This is a genomic window from Dysgonomonas sp. 521, from assembly GCF_010501055.1.
GTDB lineage: Bacteria > Bacteroidota > Bacteroidia > Bacteroidales > Dysgonomonadaceae > Dysgonomonas.
Genome location: NZ_QVMO01000026.1, coordinates 1 through 15,151, shown reverse-complemented (window position 1 = coordinate 15,151; position 15,151 = coordinate 1). Strand labels below are relative to the sequence as shown.

The window sequence follows — 15,151 nt, the reverse complement described above, 5'->3', positions numbered from 1 at the left end:
TATGAAACTTCCAATAACGTTATTTGTTGCGGTCTGGCTTTTTTCATTATTGAACATAACCGTTTTTGCCCAGTCGAGCGATAATGGCAATGGCACCTTTACCAATCCTGTAATATGGGGCGATTTTCCAGATCCTGACGTTATCAGGGTGGGAAACACGTATTATATGATATCTACCAGTATGCACTATTTTCCGGGAGTAACCCTTATGGAATCCCCCGATTTAGTAAACTGGAGTATCGCATCCAATGTTGTAGAAGAATTTAAAGAGCATCCGTTCTACGATCTGGATGGAGGAAACCGCTATGCTAAAGGTCAGTGGGCTACAAGCCTACGCTATTTCAACAATCAGTTTTATGTATTATTCACAACCCTTACCGAAGGCTCATACATTTATACTTCATCAGAAGCCAGAGGAGCATGGACAAAACATAAACTGGACGCATTCTTATACGATCCCGGAATGTTTATCGACACAGACGGGCGTGTTTATGTCGTACATGGAAATACAGAGATTCAACTTACCGAACTTCATTCAGATGGATTAAGCGTAAAAACACCGGCTAAACCGATTTACACAGCTCATCGTCAAGGTTTGGAAGGGAACCGTTGTTATAAGATAGGAGACTATTACTATATCTATTGTACATACGGTGGCCCTCAGGGGAATCAGGTTTGTCTGAGGTCAAAATCATTAGCAGGCCCTTTCGAAGAACGGGTCGTTATGAATTATACCGCAAATTATTCGCCATTAGTACTGCATCAGGGAGCCCTGATAGATTTACCCGATGGCAGCTATTGGTGTATGATATTTCAGGATCACGACGGGTTGGGGCGTATCCCTTACCTGATACCCGTCTATTGGCTAGACAACTGGCCTGTTCTGGGTAACCCTATGGATGGCAATATGACTCTGCAAAAGCCGATAAAAAGTACAGAGGTTGTTCATTTCCCCACGACGGATGAATTTAACGATTCCCAATTAGCCCTCCAATGGCAATTCAACCATAATCCGGACAAATCAAAATATTCATTGAACGAAAACAAAGGTTCGCTAAGACTTTATACTGCGACATTGACAGATTCGCTCCTAAAAGCGAGAAATACGATATGTCAGCGCATTATAGGGCCACATAGTGAGGGAACCCTTAAAATGGACGTATCGAAAATGAAGGTGGGAGATAAATCGGGGCTGGTTCTACTTCAAGACCCTTTTGCCACACTTACCGTGAATAAGATAAACAAAGGATATGAGTTGCTGATGACTGTGAATGAAGAGGTAAAAAGTAGAATCGATTTTAAGGAATCCATCATTTACCTGAGGGCAGACGTTAATGGAATGTCTAACAATGTGGATTTCTCTTATAGCCTCGATAATAAAACATTTCAACCAATTGGGGACAAGTTTAAGATGCAATTCAAATTGAGTATTTTTTGTGGCAATCGCTATGGTATTTTTAATTATGCAACGGCAAAGATGGGTGGATATATCGATGTCGACTGGTTTAGGGTCAAACATACTCCGCTTTTTTCGAGGGACTGCAACAATGGCACAATATTGCAGGCTGAATACTTTGACCACCATTACGCTTCACAAACCAGACTTTCGGCAAACGATAAAGAAAACCGTAATCAGGACGTAGTATTTCAGGATGGAGGCTTAATAGCTTTCAGCAGTCTCAATATAAAAGAGAATAACCTGAATCGCATAGAACTGACTGTAGAATGTAATTCTACTGAAGCATCACTTGAAATTTATAACCATGATAAAGGCAAAATTATCGGGAAAACGAAAATATCGGATAAGGCGGGTTATCAAACAGTAATTGTTGATCTGGATACACCATTAGAATCTGTAGATAGGCTGGAGTTCAGAGTCTGGAATTATGGGAATAAAGGCATAGTGGCTTTAGATAAAATAAGATTTTCATCCGTATTACCTTAGTATGATTTATACTGTAAATATAGGAATCGAAGAAAGATATCAAAAAAGAAAAATAATTGAATCTAAATATACCAACGTATGAAAAAATTAATCATTCCTGCTTTATGTCTGATTCTTCTGGGGTGTACCCCAACGGCGAAAACAGATCAGGCGAAAGAGCCAACCTTGAAAGAAGCCCTCAAAGACAAGTTCCTGATAGGAACTGCGATGAACCTGAACCAGATACATGGGCGCGACACTTCGGCTGTGAATATTATTAAGCAACAGTTCGATGCCATTGTAGCCGAAAACTGTATGAAAAGCATGTTTATGCAGCCCAAAGAAGGCGAATTCTTCTTCGATGACGCCGATAAATTCGTAGAATTCGGAGAGGAAAACAATATGTTCATAACAGGACACTGCCTGATCTGGCATTCGCAGGCTCCCCGCTGGTTCTTTACAGATGAAAAAGGTAAAGACGTATCGAGGGAAGTCCTTATAGAACGGATGAAGAAACATATTACCACCGTTGTATCAAGGTACAAAGGCAGGATTAAAGGCTGGGATGTGGTAAATGAAGCCATAGAAGACAACGGCAAATGGCGTAACAGTAAATTCTATCAGATTATCGGGGAAGAATTTATACCGCTGGCATTTCAGTTTGCACACGAAGCCGATCCAGATGCCGAATTATATTATAATGACTATAACGAATGGCACACCGGAAAAAGGGATGCTATCGTGAAGCTGGTAAAGACGCTCAAGGAGAAAGGACTCCGTATAGATGCTGTAGGTATGCAGGGGCATATGGGAATGGATCATCCCGGTTTGCAGGAATATAAAGCCGCTATTGAGGCCTATACTTCTACAGGAGTAAAAGTAATGATTACCGAATTCGACATGAGCGCGTTGCCATCCCCATGGGGCACAAGTGCAAATATTACTGATACAACGGCATACCGTAAGGAAATAAACCCGTATGTGAATGGCCTGCCTGATTCCATATCTACCGCCTGGACACAACGCATGACGGCCTTTTTTAAACTCCTTTTGGATAATAAAGAAAAAGTAAGCCGTGTTACCATGTGGGGGGTAACGGATATTGATTCTTGGAAGAACGGTTTCCCGGTAAAAGGACGTACCGATTATCCGTTGTTGTTTGACCGACAATATAAAGCGAAGCCGGTGGTAAAAGAAATAATAGAATCTGTGAACAGTAATCAGTGAACAATTAACAGTTAACAGTTCGCGATAGAGAACCTATTATTTAATGCGAATCAAGGGTTAAATGTGCTATTACTTGTCTCTTTAGGGACTGAATGGTAGACAGAAGCTTTCATCGGTCAAGAAGGTGTCTCAAAAGTAAAATATCTTTATCAAATTGTTACTCTCTTTGTCATTCTGAGTGCAACGAAGAATCTCGACCTACCAGATACGAGATGTTTCACTCCGTTCAACATGACAAAAAGATATGAAAAAATACTTTTGAGACACCCTCTATGTACAGAACAATTCACCTTTTGTAGCTGACGACGCATTTAACCCTTGATTCGCGTTATTGATTACTTGTAACCGCCTGTGGGTAACTAAAAAATAGAACGATGAAATACAATAATATCCTTTCCTTATTGATTTTGGGCATAGCTGCCACCTTTATAGCAAAAGCTCAGAATCCAATCATACAGACTGCTTACACTGCAGATCCTGCACCAATGGTTTACAATGATAAGTTGTACCTCTACACCAGCCATGACGAAGCCAATTCGACATGGTTTACCATGAACGATTGGAAACTGTACACTACCAGCGACATGGTAAACTGGACGGATCATGGTGTTGTACTAAAATACACTGATTTTGAATGGGCCAAATCAGATGCATGGGCGGCGCAATGCATCGAGCGAGATGGAAAGTTCTATATGTATGTACCTGTTATATCACGCGAAAACAATAGGGGTGCTGTCGGCGTAGCTGTTGCTGATAGTCCTTACGGGCCTTTTTATGATCCTCTGGGTAAACCTTTGGTTCAAACCGAATGGGGAGACATTGATCCTACTGTGTTTGTTGATGATGACGGACAGGCATACCTCTATTGGGGCAATCCTAATTGTTATTACGTTAAACTGAATGAAGATATGATTTCTTTTGAAGGAGAGGTAGTAAAGGTACCCATGACAGAGGAGACATTCGGGAAACGAGAGGGTGACGCACAGAGAGCAACTCTATATGAAGAGGCACCATGGCTCTATAAGAGAAATGAATTGTATTACTTGTTTTGGGCAGGAGGGCCGATACCTGAACATTTGGGCTATTCCACAAGTACCAACCCTACAGGCTCGTGGAAATATAGCGGTACGCTAATGCCAACCGAAGGAGGTAGCTTTACCAACCATCCCGGGGTTATAGATTTCAGGGGGAAAACCTATCTTTTCTATCACAATGCAGGTTTACCCGGTGGCAGTGGATTTACCCGCTCTGTCTGTGTTCAGGAAATGAAATTCAATACAGATGGCACAATTCCTCAAGTGAATATGACTAAAGGAATTACACAGCCCTTATCCAATATCAATCCTTATGTAAAAACTGAAGCCGAAACCATCGCGTGGTCAGAAGGTGTTAATTCTTACCAGAACAATCAGGTTGGCGTATTCATAGAAGCAAAAAAGAACGGAGCGTACACAATGGTCAGAAGTGTCGACTTTCGCGAATCAGGTGCGACCCGGTTTATAGCACGGATTGGGACTACCCACAACAGCGATGTAACATTAGACGTGCGATTAGACGGAACTGATGGAAAGACAATTGCGACAATTAATGTACCGCGAACGGGCGGAAACGACCGATGGGCACTGGTAACGACGGAAATAGAGAAAGTCACAGGTATCCATGACCTTTATTTCGTATTTCAAGGTAAAGCACAGACTGATATTCTATTTTTCGACTATTGGAGATTCGCTAAATGATAGAGATATTCTTGACCCTTTATAAAGGTGAAACTTTTATAGGAATAACAAAGAAAAAACCTCTCAAAACGTTAGTTGTGAGAGGTTTTTGTTATTTGATGGCTTCGAGTTGACTTAAAACTCTTGTCCATTTGGTGACCCCGGAGAGGCTCGAACTCTCGACCCAATGATTAAGAGTCATTTGCTCTACCAACTGAGCTACGGAGTCATTTTGGTAGTGCAAAAGTATAATAATTATTCTTTTTTAGAAAATATTTTCGGCAAGAAACTTTAAAAATCGTTACTTTTGTAATCGTAAAGGGATTCCTTTTCCGTGTATCTTAGGATTAACCACGTAAAAAACAGAGTTATACAATGAATAATAAAGAATCAGCACTAGTCTTGTTCTCTGGAGGACAAGACTCCACTACATGCCTTTATTGGGCACTCAAGAACTTTTCTTCCGTTCACACCCTATGCTTTACTTACGGTCAACGCCATTCTAAAGAGGTAGAAGTGGCAAAGGCAATTGCTGAACAGGCAGGAGTACCATTTCAACTACTTGATGCATCTATCATCAGTAAATTGTCTGTAAATTCTTTGACAAGCGATATTACAATGGATCAGGAAAAACCAGCCGGCTCCTACCCGAATACTTTTGTGCCGGGACGAAACCTGCTGTTTTTAACATTTGCCGCAGTTATTGCCCGTTCGCATGGGATACGTCATATTGTCACGGGCGTTTCCGAAGCCGATTACAGTGGATACCCCGATTGCAGGGATACGTTTATCCTTTCGGCTAACGCATCAATCAATCTGGCAATGGATGAGCATTTCCAGATTCATACACCATTGATGTGGCGGGATAAGACCGCTGTGTGGCAATTGGCTGACGAACTCGGCGTTTTTGATATTGTACGTGCTCAGACACTGACCTGTTACAATGGAATTATCGCCGATGGCTGCGGTCATTGTCCTGCTTGTAAATTACGTAAACAAGGTTTAGATAGTTATTTAAAGATAAGAAAATAAAATGGAACTAGAAGGAATCAGCCACTTGGGTGGCAAAACAGAGTACAAAGATGATTATGCACCCGAAGTACTGGAAGCTTTTGAAAACAAACATCAGGGAAATGACTACTGGGTAACATTTAATTGTCCCGAATTTACAAGCCTGTGCCCGATCACAGGGCAGCCGGATTTTGCAACAATCCATATCAATTATGTCCCAGACGTAAAAATGGTGGAAAGTAAAAGCCTGAAATTATATTTGTTTAGCTTCCGCAATCATGGAGCCTTTCATGAGGATTGCGTAAATATCATTATGAAGGACCTCGTCGGGCTGATGAACCCCAAATATATCGAAGTAGTAGGGTTATTCACCCCTCGTGGAGGTATCAGCATCTATCCGTTCTGTAACTATGGCCGTCCCGGCACTAAATACGAAATGGCAGCCAAAGAACGGCTCTTAAATCATTGCCCGCAACAGATATATAAGTAAAGTCCAATTTTCAAATACTTAGTGTGACTGTTAGGAGTTTTTTCGTAAATAAATTATTGAAAAAACTCCTGGCAGGTTCTTAGACTTATCCTATCTTAGGCTTTCTTTTTTGCACACGCCTGTAAACGATTGCAAACCAGACAGGCAGAACCGTTCCTTTACAGATGGTTGATATGGCTATTGCCCACCACACCCCTGTGATCCCCATCTGCGAAGCCAGATAATAGGCAAGAGGTATGCGTAAAGCATTGAAGGTAATACTTATCACTGCAGGTTCGATCGTGCGCCCTATCCCGTTGAACATACCTTGTGTGGTTAGTTCAAACATCATAAAGATTTGCACCAGCCCCATAACAAAAAGATATTCCGCCCCGGCTCTCATCGCATTTTCTTCGGGAATAATAACACCGAATATCTGGGAGCCAAAAAGGATAAATGCTATGCTTACAAAGATTCCCAGCGTCAGCATTACCCGTATGGTATAAATATATGCCTTCTTCCCCCTTTCCAGCTTATTGGCCGCGTAGTTCTGGGCAACAAAAGCACTCAGCGCCGTAGAGAAGCCCTGTGATGTATTCCATGTGACCGCCTCTATCTGTCCTCCGGTCGTTTGCGCCATCATACCCAGATGTCCGCCGTAAATAGATGCTACACGCGCCAGATTCATGTTGATGATAGCATATAACGAATTCATAACCGAAACCGGTGTGCCTAAGAAAAATATACGTTTAAGGTAGATAAGCTTAGGTTTGATAAAAAATGAAAAGTTACCTAATATACGGCTTCCGAATTTGATTTGATAAAAGAACAGTGAAAAAACAAACAACTGCGCAACCACCGTGCCTACGGCGGCTCCGTGCAACCCCATACCCATAACGAACATCAGGATGGGATCGAGTATCATATTGAGCACCAATCCGGCAGCATTATTCCTGAAAGGTACAATGCTACGTCCGGCTCCATTATAAATTCCCGTGAAATTGTACGACAAAAACTGAAATGGCAGGCTAATAGTGAGTATCCGCAAATAAAGTACGGCATCAGCCGTTATATCCGCCTCCAACTTGAAGAAAGACAAAATAGGATTAGCAAAAATAAACAGAGTGGAGACCCACAAAACACTTATTACAATAGCTGTGGTCGTAGAATGAGAAGCATAGATAGCAGCCCTTTTCATTTTCTTTGCCCCTATCGATTGCCCGACAGCCACTTCCGAGCCAATCATAGCCAAATAAGCCACAGACGATGTCAGCCACAGCAACATACCTATAGCGCCAATAGCGGCCTCCGACTTAGTAGCTATCTCAGGATGGGATACTGTACCTAACCTACCCACCCACGACATAGCCATCAGTGTATATGCCATTTGCAAAAAGCTGGTTCCCATCAAAGGTAAGGCCAGACGTATCAGGGTCGAAAATATTTTCCCTTCCGTGAGGTTATGGATGCCGGATTTCATTCAGATGAAGCTTTCAGATACATGAATTACAAATTTTTGAGTAGTACGTCTCCATTTTGGCTGTCTGAGAGGTCTTTTATCTCAAGGATAGTATCCCACTCCTTCTGAAACTGGATATCGGTATCAATCACAAAATCCTCAGAGCCATGTTTATCTATTTTCTCAAATAAATAACTGACTGTAATATGATTAATATCCAGAGCCGGAATATATGCCGGCACAAGGGTATCCTCCGAAGGTGTTTCTACGATCATGCCGATCTCCTGTAAATAGAAAAGCGTATCTCCGGTCAGTTTTGTAGGTATTTTATAATGCTCCGACAATTCATCGGCAGTGTATGGTGTATGCCCTTTCTCAAAACGCTTTATTATAAGCGTCATTATCAGCAAGGTGATAAAATCCTTATACCGGCGGCTTATGTTCGATGTCTCATGTTCAAAACTAAACTTATTAACATTCTGGTAAGCAAAAGACAGCTGTACCCCAAACAAAATAAAGAACCACGTTAGTTGCAGCCATAATAGAAGTAGCGGTAAAGCCGCAAAGCTACCATATATGGCGTTATACTTGGATATCCAAATCTGCCCGCTGATGTATAACATCTGGAACACCTGAAAACAGATACCTGTAAATACTCCACCTAATAAAGCACTGGTAAATCTTACTTTCGTATTAGGAATGTAAATGTAGAGGATAGTAAAAAGCAATATTGTGATAAGGAAAGGTACCACCTTCATAAAAGGGCCCAGAACCAACCCCAGAATATATTGTTCTTCGGCTGTTGTACTCAGCAATATATTAACTCCGGCATTACAAATCAGAAAGATAGGGGCAATAATAATTAATGCAAGGTAATCGGTAAACATACGGAAATATGTGCGTCCCCGTTTTATCTGCCAAATCCGGTTAAAGTTGTCTTCAATGTTAGAAAGCAGGTTGATAACAGTATATAATAACAGGACGACGCCAATACCGAGAAAAATACCACCCTGAGCATATTCTATGGATTTATCTATAAAAGCAGTAGCCTTATTCAGAAGATCTTCCTGTCCTGCGAAATAACTGAAAAGCTGTGTTTTGACAATATTCTGAAAACCGAATCCACGGGCTATGGCGAATAACACAGCAAGCAGAGGGACAATAGACAGTAATGTACTATAAGTAAGAGCCGACGCCCGGGTAAAAAGTTGCTCCCCATCTATATTCCTGATAGCAAGAATAAATGATTTTATTATATTATAAAGTCCCATCCTTCTCGACGAACGATCTTTCCTGTTTATTCTCCAGATGTCGTAAGAGAGGAAACGTATAACTTTTTTTACAAACCTTTTTATTTTTTCAATCATACGAATATTTTATCCAAAATATCTGCAAAGATAGTTTGTTCTTTATTAGTAAATACATTTGAAAGATATAATCTTTTTCCTTCACACAGGAATTAGCCGCCAATCAGATAAAAAAATAACAGTAAAATGCTGAAACAAGTTCACTGTCCAGATATATAAGTACAAAAAAAGGCCGAAAAAACAGTATCGTTAAAAGGGGGAAATGAAGTCGTATCGACTTTTTATTTTTACCACAGGATAATGGGTGTTCGACGGAGTTTTATTAATAATGTGAATCAAAGGTTGAAGCAAAGTGTTATAAATTAACTTTCTGTTTTCCGGTCAGGGCTCTAAATCCACAAAGTGGGCTAATATGGATAACCACGGGTTTTACCTGTGTTTATTAGATGTTCAGTCCCCTCGGGACAATAAACTGCTGTATTTCCAACCCTCAATTAGCGTTAATAATTGTCTTTAAGAATATACTTGGTTATAACTTAAGTCCAGAACACAAATTATTTATACTATATCGAATCATCAATTACAGAGGCGAAGCGCATGGAAAGGATGGCTTGAAAAGCCATATCTACATAATCGCAGGCGAGCGAAGCATTGCCTGTGGAACCAAAAAACGGACGCTGCCTGAAAGGCAGGGCGAAGAGGGCAATAAAGTCTTTTAAAAATTTAAATAGGCTATAGAAATATTTTTATTCTCTTATTAAGCTGAATAAGAACCACACCAAAGATCATGGATAAGAATAGCACTAGAAACAAAGACTTATATGTATTTAATCTATCATCTAAAATGCTTATGATCAATGGATGTAAAAAAAAGACTGCTGATGCCAGTTTGGAAATAAGACCATCATCATTTCTTAATACCGGGTTATTTATAAAATAGACCATGAGTAACGGGCAAATAAAAAATAGAGAAAGTCTATAATCCATCAAAAAAGGGAAAAGTTGACCTATACTGAATTCATTAAAAGGTCCCAATTTAAATCCATTGAGAGTATATGACTCAAAGAGTAATAATAACAGGAATAAAGTGACTAATAGAATATTTAACAGCTTACCAATCTTCAGTTTGTTATAATACAAAAACCAACCAATATAAACGAAAGGGAAGCCCATAAAGAGAAAATTCCTTATCAGGTACACTCTGAATACATATAAGTATTTTACGATAAAAAGGGAATAACCATCAAAGACTGACAAGTCAATCAAAGGTAATGAATAAATAAAACTACCGAATACAAAAAGAATTAGAGAGATACCCAGTAGCAGATACTTATTGTATCCTTTGACAAGATATAATAATACCGAAGCACCAATGAGAGCACTGATATACCATAAATGCCAATAGCCGGTAAAAATAAGCAAGACTGAGCCAATAATACCTCTTCTGGAGCATATAAATAAATCATCATAGTAAAAACCTGAATATATAAGCATCCATACAATGTATAGGATTATTAGTTTTTTTAAATACCCAAAAAACTTTTCCTTATTCTCTATAATCAATGCTAAATAATAACCATTTATTATGAAAAAGCAAGGTACGGCTATTCGTGCAATTCCATCACCAATAAGCCATTCAATTGACACAGGCTCTGGGTACAAATGTATTGTTATGACAAGTACAGCCAGAAAAAACTTAAAATAATCAAGAGCAATATTTCTTTCATGCATGCCAGTGGATGTTTAAATGGGTTGTCTTTGACGTATTGTGTTAGGATAAATAATCTTCTGTTGGCAGTAATCTACGTCCAAATAATTGTTGTCTATATAATAAATTCTTGTTTAGTCACCTCTGGTGAGAAGGAAAAATGTATCCTCATTTGCTAATCGCTCAAAATTAGTTGTCTTTGAAGTGTTTACAAATAATAAGATAAAATATTATTGATATGCAAATATAATAAAATATGACAGATAAATTACCTTTCTAGAATAAAAAGCAAATTATCTGTCAAATCTTCTTCAAAAACGAAAATCTGCTCCAGATAATCCCCCAATCAGATATATACATCTACTGTATCTTCATCCGCAAATTTACAGGGAAGGTAGTTTTAAAAGCCTTATGGTTCATCCCTACACTTCTCTTAATGGCAGGAATCTATATTTTTCTGTTCTCCGATATAGGAAGAGCATACCGGGGCGAATTTATGATTGTATATATGGCAATAGCCGCGCCAAAGCTACTGTTCTTTATCGTTTCACTATTCCACCTGCCTCTTATGACGAGTGGGGGAGGGTGCTCAACCCTGAATATTTACCTTATTCTGGTTAGCGGGCGGCTTCTGTCCGGTTGTTTCTCACTATTAAACTGAAACAGGGTATCGGCCTTAATCATAAACTGAAGCTTATCTCCTTCTCTGAATAGGTTGTGATAAGCTTTACGCACAGTACAATTGATAGTATCATTATCCATCTGGTACGTGCCCAACATCTTTTCCTTGATGGTAGAACCATTTATATCGTAAAAGAAGTTATTGCCATTATCAAAGGATATAGTGCCCATGGCAGCACCCAGAAAACCTTTATATTGCCTGACTGTATTAAATTCTATGACAGTATTCTGTGTGGCTGATTGTCCCTGCCTTTGTTTTTTAGGAATATACAGTTCATCCAGCAAGCTTAACATTTCATCCGAATAAAGAAAAACGCCAGCATTTATCAAAATGGTAAATTTACCGATACAAATCTCGGATATGGTATTGTCCCTGGAATACATCCTCATTTTAAGACGGGTATCGGGAGACGGATACACATTATTATTTGCAACAGGCAGATTGTTCAGAACGGTCACTATTCTGGCTACCTCTGCAGGATTTGTTATAGTCTCCTTATTTAGTATATTATGAAATGTAAAGTCGAAACTCATACAATCTACACTATGTGACGTCTCTAAATCCATTGGAACAGATAAAACCTCAATTTTTGAGATCTGTTGAGAAAAAACGTTTAAATAAACCGCTAAGAATAAACATATTAATACTTTTACCTTCATTGTTGTATACTCTTTAAGTTTTGTGTTTGTATAAGTTTGAAATAAGATGTTGTCCTTTTTATTTTGATAAACCTTTCTTTATCAAGGCCAAATTTAGTAATAATAATAAAAACAAACAATCCTGCCAATAGAAATTGACAGGATTTCTTCTATTTTACTTACAACAGTTACTTATATTTCAACCATTTGAACATTTCGGCAAAGGTCACTTTCTTTCCATACATCAATATACCTACCCTGTAAATCTTTGCTGCCAGTTTAACCATCAGCACCGCAGTAACGTAAAGCAGAACGACTGATAAGGCCAGTTCCCAGATCGGTATTTCGAACGGAGCCCGCACCATCATTACCACCGGGGACGTAAATGGAATAAGCGAACACCAGAACGCCATATTGCCCTCAGGATTCTGTGACGCGGCAAATCCGGTATAAAAAGCCAAAAGCAGAACGATAGTTAATGGCATCATCAGTTGCTGGGCTTCCTGCGAATCGTTAGCTGCTGAACCAAACATAGCATACAGCGAAGAGAATAGCAGGTAACCTCCCACAAAATAAAGAATAAGACAAATACCAACCTGTAACCAATTGACCATCAATAATCCGTTGATAGCCGACAACATTTCAGGATTATCCTGCATTATGGCCATCGCCTGTTGAGCCTCTAATGTAGCTGTCGCATCCATACCTGCCCCAAAGAGTATCTGTAAGGCAACGATAGCACCTCCTCCGATTATCAGCCAGATAAGCAATTGGAGCAGACCTACCAAACCAACACCTACGATCTTACCCATCATAAGGTCGAACGGCCTCACCGACGATATGATAACTTCAATGATACGGTTCGTCTTTTCTTCTACCACGCTCTGAACCACCATCTGCCCATACATCATGATAAAGAAGAACATACAGAAAGTCAATGCCATGCCGGCTATAGATGCAGCCTGCCCCAGTGTTTCTGTTTCTTTCCCTGTTTCATCCATACGGATTGTAGACACATTGATCCTGTCCTTCGATTTGAGTATCTGCTGCAAGTCTGTGACAACATGAGGCTCTATATTACTTCTTTTGGTAAAATCGTCAATCTTCCTGTCCCTTACCGCTTCGGTCAACACATTGTTGATATAAGAGGTAAGTTCCCTTGGTGGTTGTTGCTTCTCCGAATAAAATGTAGCCGCAGCCGGATTGGTATTCAGGTCTCCTGAGATTTCCAGTATAGCTGTAGTCTTTTCGTTAGGTTTGCTGTCATTATCCGACAGCTTTACAAACTCATATTTGTCAGTAGACTGAAACAAACCAAAATAAGAATCAGTCCGGTCAATCACATATACCTTGCTTATGTCATCATTGCTACTCAGCATCATCAGGAGTGCCGGTATAGTAGACACCGCCAAAAATAAAAATGGCGTAAGCAATGTTGTCAGAATAAAAGTTTTTGTCTTTACTCTGGAGATAAACTCCCTCTGTATAATTAATCCTAATGCTTTCATTATTTTTTCCCGGATACGATTTGTATAAAGATATCATTCATAGAAGGCAGTTCTTCTTCAAAGGTCAGCACCTCATACAGTCTGGCTATTTCCTGTATCAGTTCCGAATTAGAAGCCTCATCATTACGCTGGATACGAACTTCCGTCACATTATTTGCCGTAGACTGCGACAATACCGAGAAATGAGGCGATTCCATTTCGAAAGCCTCTCCCACCACCTGAAGTTTAAAGATATACTTCCTGTATCTTGCCCTGATCTCCTTCACATTACCATTCAGTACAACCTTCGATTTGTTTATCAGGGAAATTTCGTCACACAATTCTTCCACAGACTCCATATTGTGTGTAGAAAGAATAATAGTCTTACCTTTTGCCTTTAGTTCCAGCAATTCATTTTTTAACAATTCGGCATTTACCGGGTCAAATCCACTGAAAGGCTCGTCGAGAATATATAAATCGGGTTCGTGTATCACAGTAGCGATAAACTGTATCTTCTGTTGCATACCTTTCGATAGTTCTTCCACTTTCTTGTCTTCCCACGAAAGTATATCGAACTTTCTGAGCCAATACTGAGTTTTTTGCCGGGCATCTTCTTTAGACAGTCCTCTCAACTGAGCCAAAAAGATAATATGCTCTCCAACCTTCATTTTTTTATAAAGGCCCCTTTCTTCGGGAAGGTAGCCTATATTAAATACATCTTCGGATGTTGATTCTTTCCCATTGATAAAGACCTTGCCTTCATCGGGAGCCGTAATCCTGTTTACAATACGGATAAGGGAAGACTTGCCGGCGCCATTAGGGCCCAGCAATCCGTAAATACAACCGCGGGGAACCTGTATGCTCACGCCATCAAGCGCCCTGTGGTCTCCATATTGCTTTACTACATTCTGTGCTTCGAGATAATACATATTTTATTGCTAATTATTTCTTTCCTTATTAGTCGTAATAAAATTGAAAAAGTCACATTTGTTTTCAAAATCAAGGAAACAAAGCTAATCAGATTTTTAGTAACTGTTTAAATTTTATACGAATATTTTATTATACCTTTTTCTTCGTTCATTTTTAGTCTGTTTTCGGCTGTTTTTTCCTTTCTCTCAACTCAACCAGCGGTCACAGGAGCGAAGCGTATGTAAATAGCCCGCTATTATCGTTTCGAGGAAGAAAAAAAGCATCTCTAAAACATCTCTAAAAATTTGAACGAATAAAATTTAAACAATTACTTAGTCTCTCCTTACGAATATAAAAGTTTCCAAATATTTTTCATTTCGCTAGCATTTTCATCAGTAGAAAACTATTTGCATTTGGTTGGCAGCATTTATTATATAGCCAAGAAATGAGATTCTTCATCCATTTCTTGAGATTCCAGGCTGTGGCACTTAGAAGAGCATTGATTTGGACATACCTCTCTCCACAGAGATAATTTTCATGCATTCTGAAGTCTGATTTGAGATGTGCGTTAACCGGTTCTATTGCTGCCCTGCGTCTAAACTTCCTCCGCTTTTT

General features: G+C 39.5%; 11 protein-coding genes, 1 tRNA gene and 1 pseudogene. 5 read left to right on the top strand and 8 right to left on the bottom strand.

Annotation, left to right across the window (positions count from 1 at the left end; genetic code table 11):
- Position 1 precedes the first annotated feature (1 nt).
- The 3 genes from D0T84_RS09365 to D0T84_RS09355 all read left to right on the top strand — a co-directional run bounded on the left by D0T84_RS09365 (position 2) and on the right by D0T84_RS09355 (position 4,887).
- A complete protein-coding gene (locus D0T84_RS09365) occupies positions 2 to 1,945 on the top strand; it encodes a glycoside hydrolase 43 family protein (RefSeq protein WP_163307619.1) in 1,944 nt (647 codons plus the stop codon).
- A gap of 78 nt (positions 1,946 to 2,023) precedes the next feature.
- Positions 2,024 to 3,151, top strand: a complete 1,128-nt coding sequence (locus D0T84_RS09360; protein ID WP_163307618.1) for an endo-1,4-beta-xylanase — start codon at positions 2,024 to 2,026, stop codon at positions 3,149 to 3,151.
- 374 nt (positions 3,152 to 3,525) lie between these two features.
- Positions 3,526 to 4,887 (top strand): glycoside hydrolase family 43 protein, encoded by a 1,362-nt coding sequence (locus D0T84_RS09355; protein ID WP_163307617.1) that lies wholly within the window; start codon positions 3,526 to 3,528, stop codon positions 4,885 to 4,887.
- Positions 4,888 to 5,019: 132 nt separating this feature from the next.
- Here D0T84_RS09355 and D0T84_RS09350 read toward each other — a convergent pair.
- Positions 5,020 to 5,095 (bottom strand) — tRNA-Lys (locus D0T84_RS09350).
- Positions 5,096 to 5,241: 146 nt separating this feature from the next.
- Between D0T84_RS09350 and queC the strand changes: the two genes are divergently transcribed.
- Together queC and queF are read left to right on the top strand one after the other, a co-directional pair.
- Positions 5,242 to 5,898 carry a 7-cyano-7-deazaguanine synthase QueC gene (gene queC / locus D0T84_RS09345; protein WP_163307616.1) on the top strand — a complete coding sequence of 219 codons (657 nt, stop codon included), beginning with the start codon at positions 5,242 to 5,244 and terminating at the stop codon, positions 5,896 to 5,898.
- A gap of 1 nt (position 5,899) precedes the next feature.
- Entirely contained in the window at positions 5,900 to 6,367 is a 468-nt protein-coding gene (queF, locus tag D0T84_RS09340; RefSeq protein ID WP_163307615.1) for a preQ(1) synthase, read from the top strand.
- A gap of 85 nt (positions 6,368 to 6,452) precedes the next feature.
- Here the strand turns inward: queF and D0T84_RS09335 are convergent, their stop codons facing one another.
- From D0T84_RS09335 to D0T84_RS23280, 7 genes and pseudogenes are all read right to left on the bottom strand, one after another.
- Positions 6,453 to 7,826 (bottom strand): MATE family efflux transporter, encoded by a 1,374-nt coding sequence (locus D0T84_RS09335; RefSeq protein WP_163307614.1) that lies wholly within the window; start codon positions 7,824 to 7,826, stop codon positions 6,453 to 6,455.
- Positions 7,827 to 7,852: 26 nt separating this feature from the next.
- Complete coding sequence (locus D0T84_RS09330; protein ID WP_163307613.1) at positions 7,853 to 9,172, bottom strand: YihY/virulence factor BrkB family protein; 1,320 nt, start codon at positions 9,170 to 9,172, stop codon at positions 7,853 to 7,855.
- 672 nt (positions 9,173 to 9,844) lie between these two features.
- Positions 9,845 to 10,843: an acyltransferase family protein gene (locus D0T84_RS09325; protein ID WP_163307612.1), complete on the bottom strand. Its 999-nt coding sequence runs from the start codon at positions 10,841 to 10,843 to the stop codon at positions 9,845 to 9,847.
- 580 nt (positions 10,844 to 11,423) lie between these two features.
- Positions 11,424 to 12,068, bottom strand: coding sequence for a hypothetical protein (locus D0T84_RS09320; protein ID WP_163307611.1), 645 nt, complete (start codon positions 12,066 to 12,068; stop codon positions 11,424 to 11,426).
- A 260-nt stretch (positions 12,069 to 12,328) separates the two neighbouring features.
- Positions 12,329 to 13,648 carry an ABC transporter permease gene (locus D0T84_RS09315; RefSeq protein WP_163307610.1) on the bottom strand — a complete coding sequence of 440 codons (1,320 nt, stop codon included), beginning with the start codon at positions 13,646 to 13,648 and terminating at the stop codon, positions 12,329 to 12,331.
- Complete coding sequence (locus D0T84_RS09310) at positions 13,648 to 14,556, bottom strand: ABC transporter ATP-binding protein (RefSeq protein WP_163307609.1); 909 nt, start codon at positions 14,554 to 14,556, stop codon at positions 13,648 to 13,650. Before D0T84_RS09310 ends, D0T84_RS09315 begins: the two co-directional genes overlap by 1 nt.
- Positions 14,557 to 15,054: 498 nt before the next feature.
- Positions 15,055 to 15,151, bottom strand: a pseudogene (locus D0T84_RS23280) (hypothetical protein); the annotation flags it as partial.

Excerpts from the sequence above, each read along its gene's own strand:
- D0T84_RS09330 (WP_163307613.1), bottom strand. The coding sequence starts at position 9,172 with ATGATTGAAAAAATAAAAAGGTTTGTAAAAAAAGTTATACGTTTCCTC.
- D0T84_RS09315 (WP_163307610.1), bottom strand. The coding sequence starts at position 13,648 with ATGAAAGCATTAGGATTAATTATACAGAGGGAGTTTATCTCCAGAGTA.
- D0T84_RS09360 (WP_163307618.1), top strand. The coding sequence starts at position 2,024 with ATGAAAAAATTAATCATTCCTGCTTTATGTCTGATTCTTCTGGGGTGT.
- D0T84_RS09355 (WP_163307617.1), top strand. The coding sequence starts at position 3,526 with ATGAAATACAATAATATCCTTTCCTTATTGATTTTGGGCATAGCTGCC.
- D0T84_RS09310 (WP_163307609.1), bottom strand. The coding sequence starts at position 14,556 with ATGTATTATCTCGAAGCACAGAATGTAGTAAAGCAATATGGAGACCAC.
- D0T84_RS09365 (WP_163307619.1), top strand. The coding sequence starts at position 2 with ATGAAACTTCCAATAACGTTATTTGTTGCGGTCTGGCTTTTTTCATTA.
- D0T84_RS09325 (WP_163307612.1), bottom strand. The coding sequence starts at position 10,843 with ATGCATGAAAGAAATATTGCTCTTGATTATTTTAAGTTTTTTCTGGCT.
- queF (WP_163307615.1), top strand. The coding sequence starts at position 5,900 with ATGGAACTAGAAGGAATCAGCCACTTGGGTGGCAAAACAGAGTACAAA.
- D0T84_RS09320 (WP_163307611.1), bottom strand. The coding sequence starts at position 12,068 with ATGGATTTAGAGACGTCACATAGTGTAGATTGTATGAGTTTCGACTTT.
- D0T84_RS09335 (WP_163307614.1), bottom strand. The coding sequence starts at position 7,826 with ATGAAATCCGGCATCCATAACCTCACGGAAGGGAAAATATTTTCGACC.
- queC (WP_163307616.1), top strand. The coding sequence starts at position 5,242 with ATGAATAATAAAGAATCAGCACTAGTCTTGTTCTCTGGAGGACAAGAC.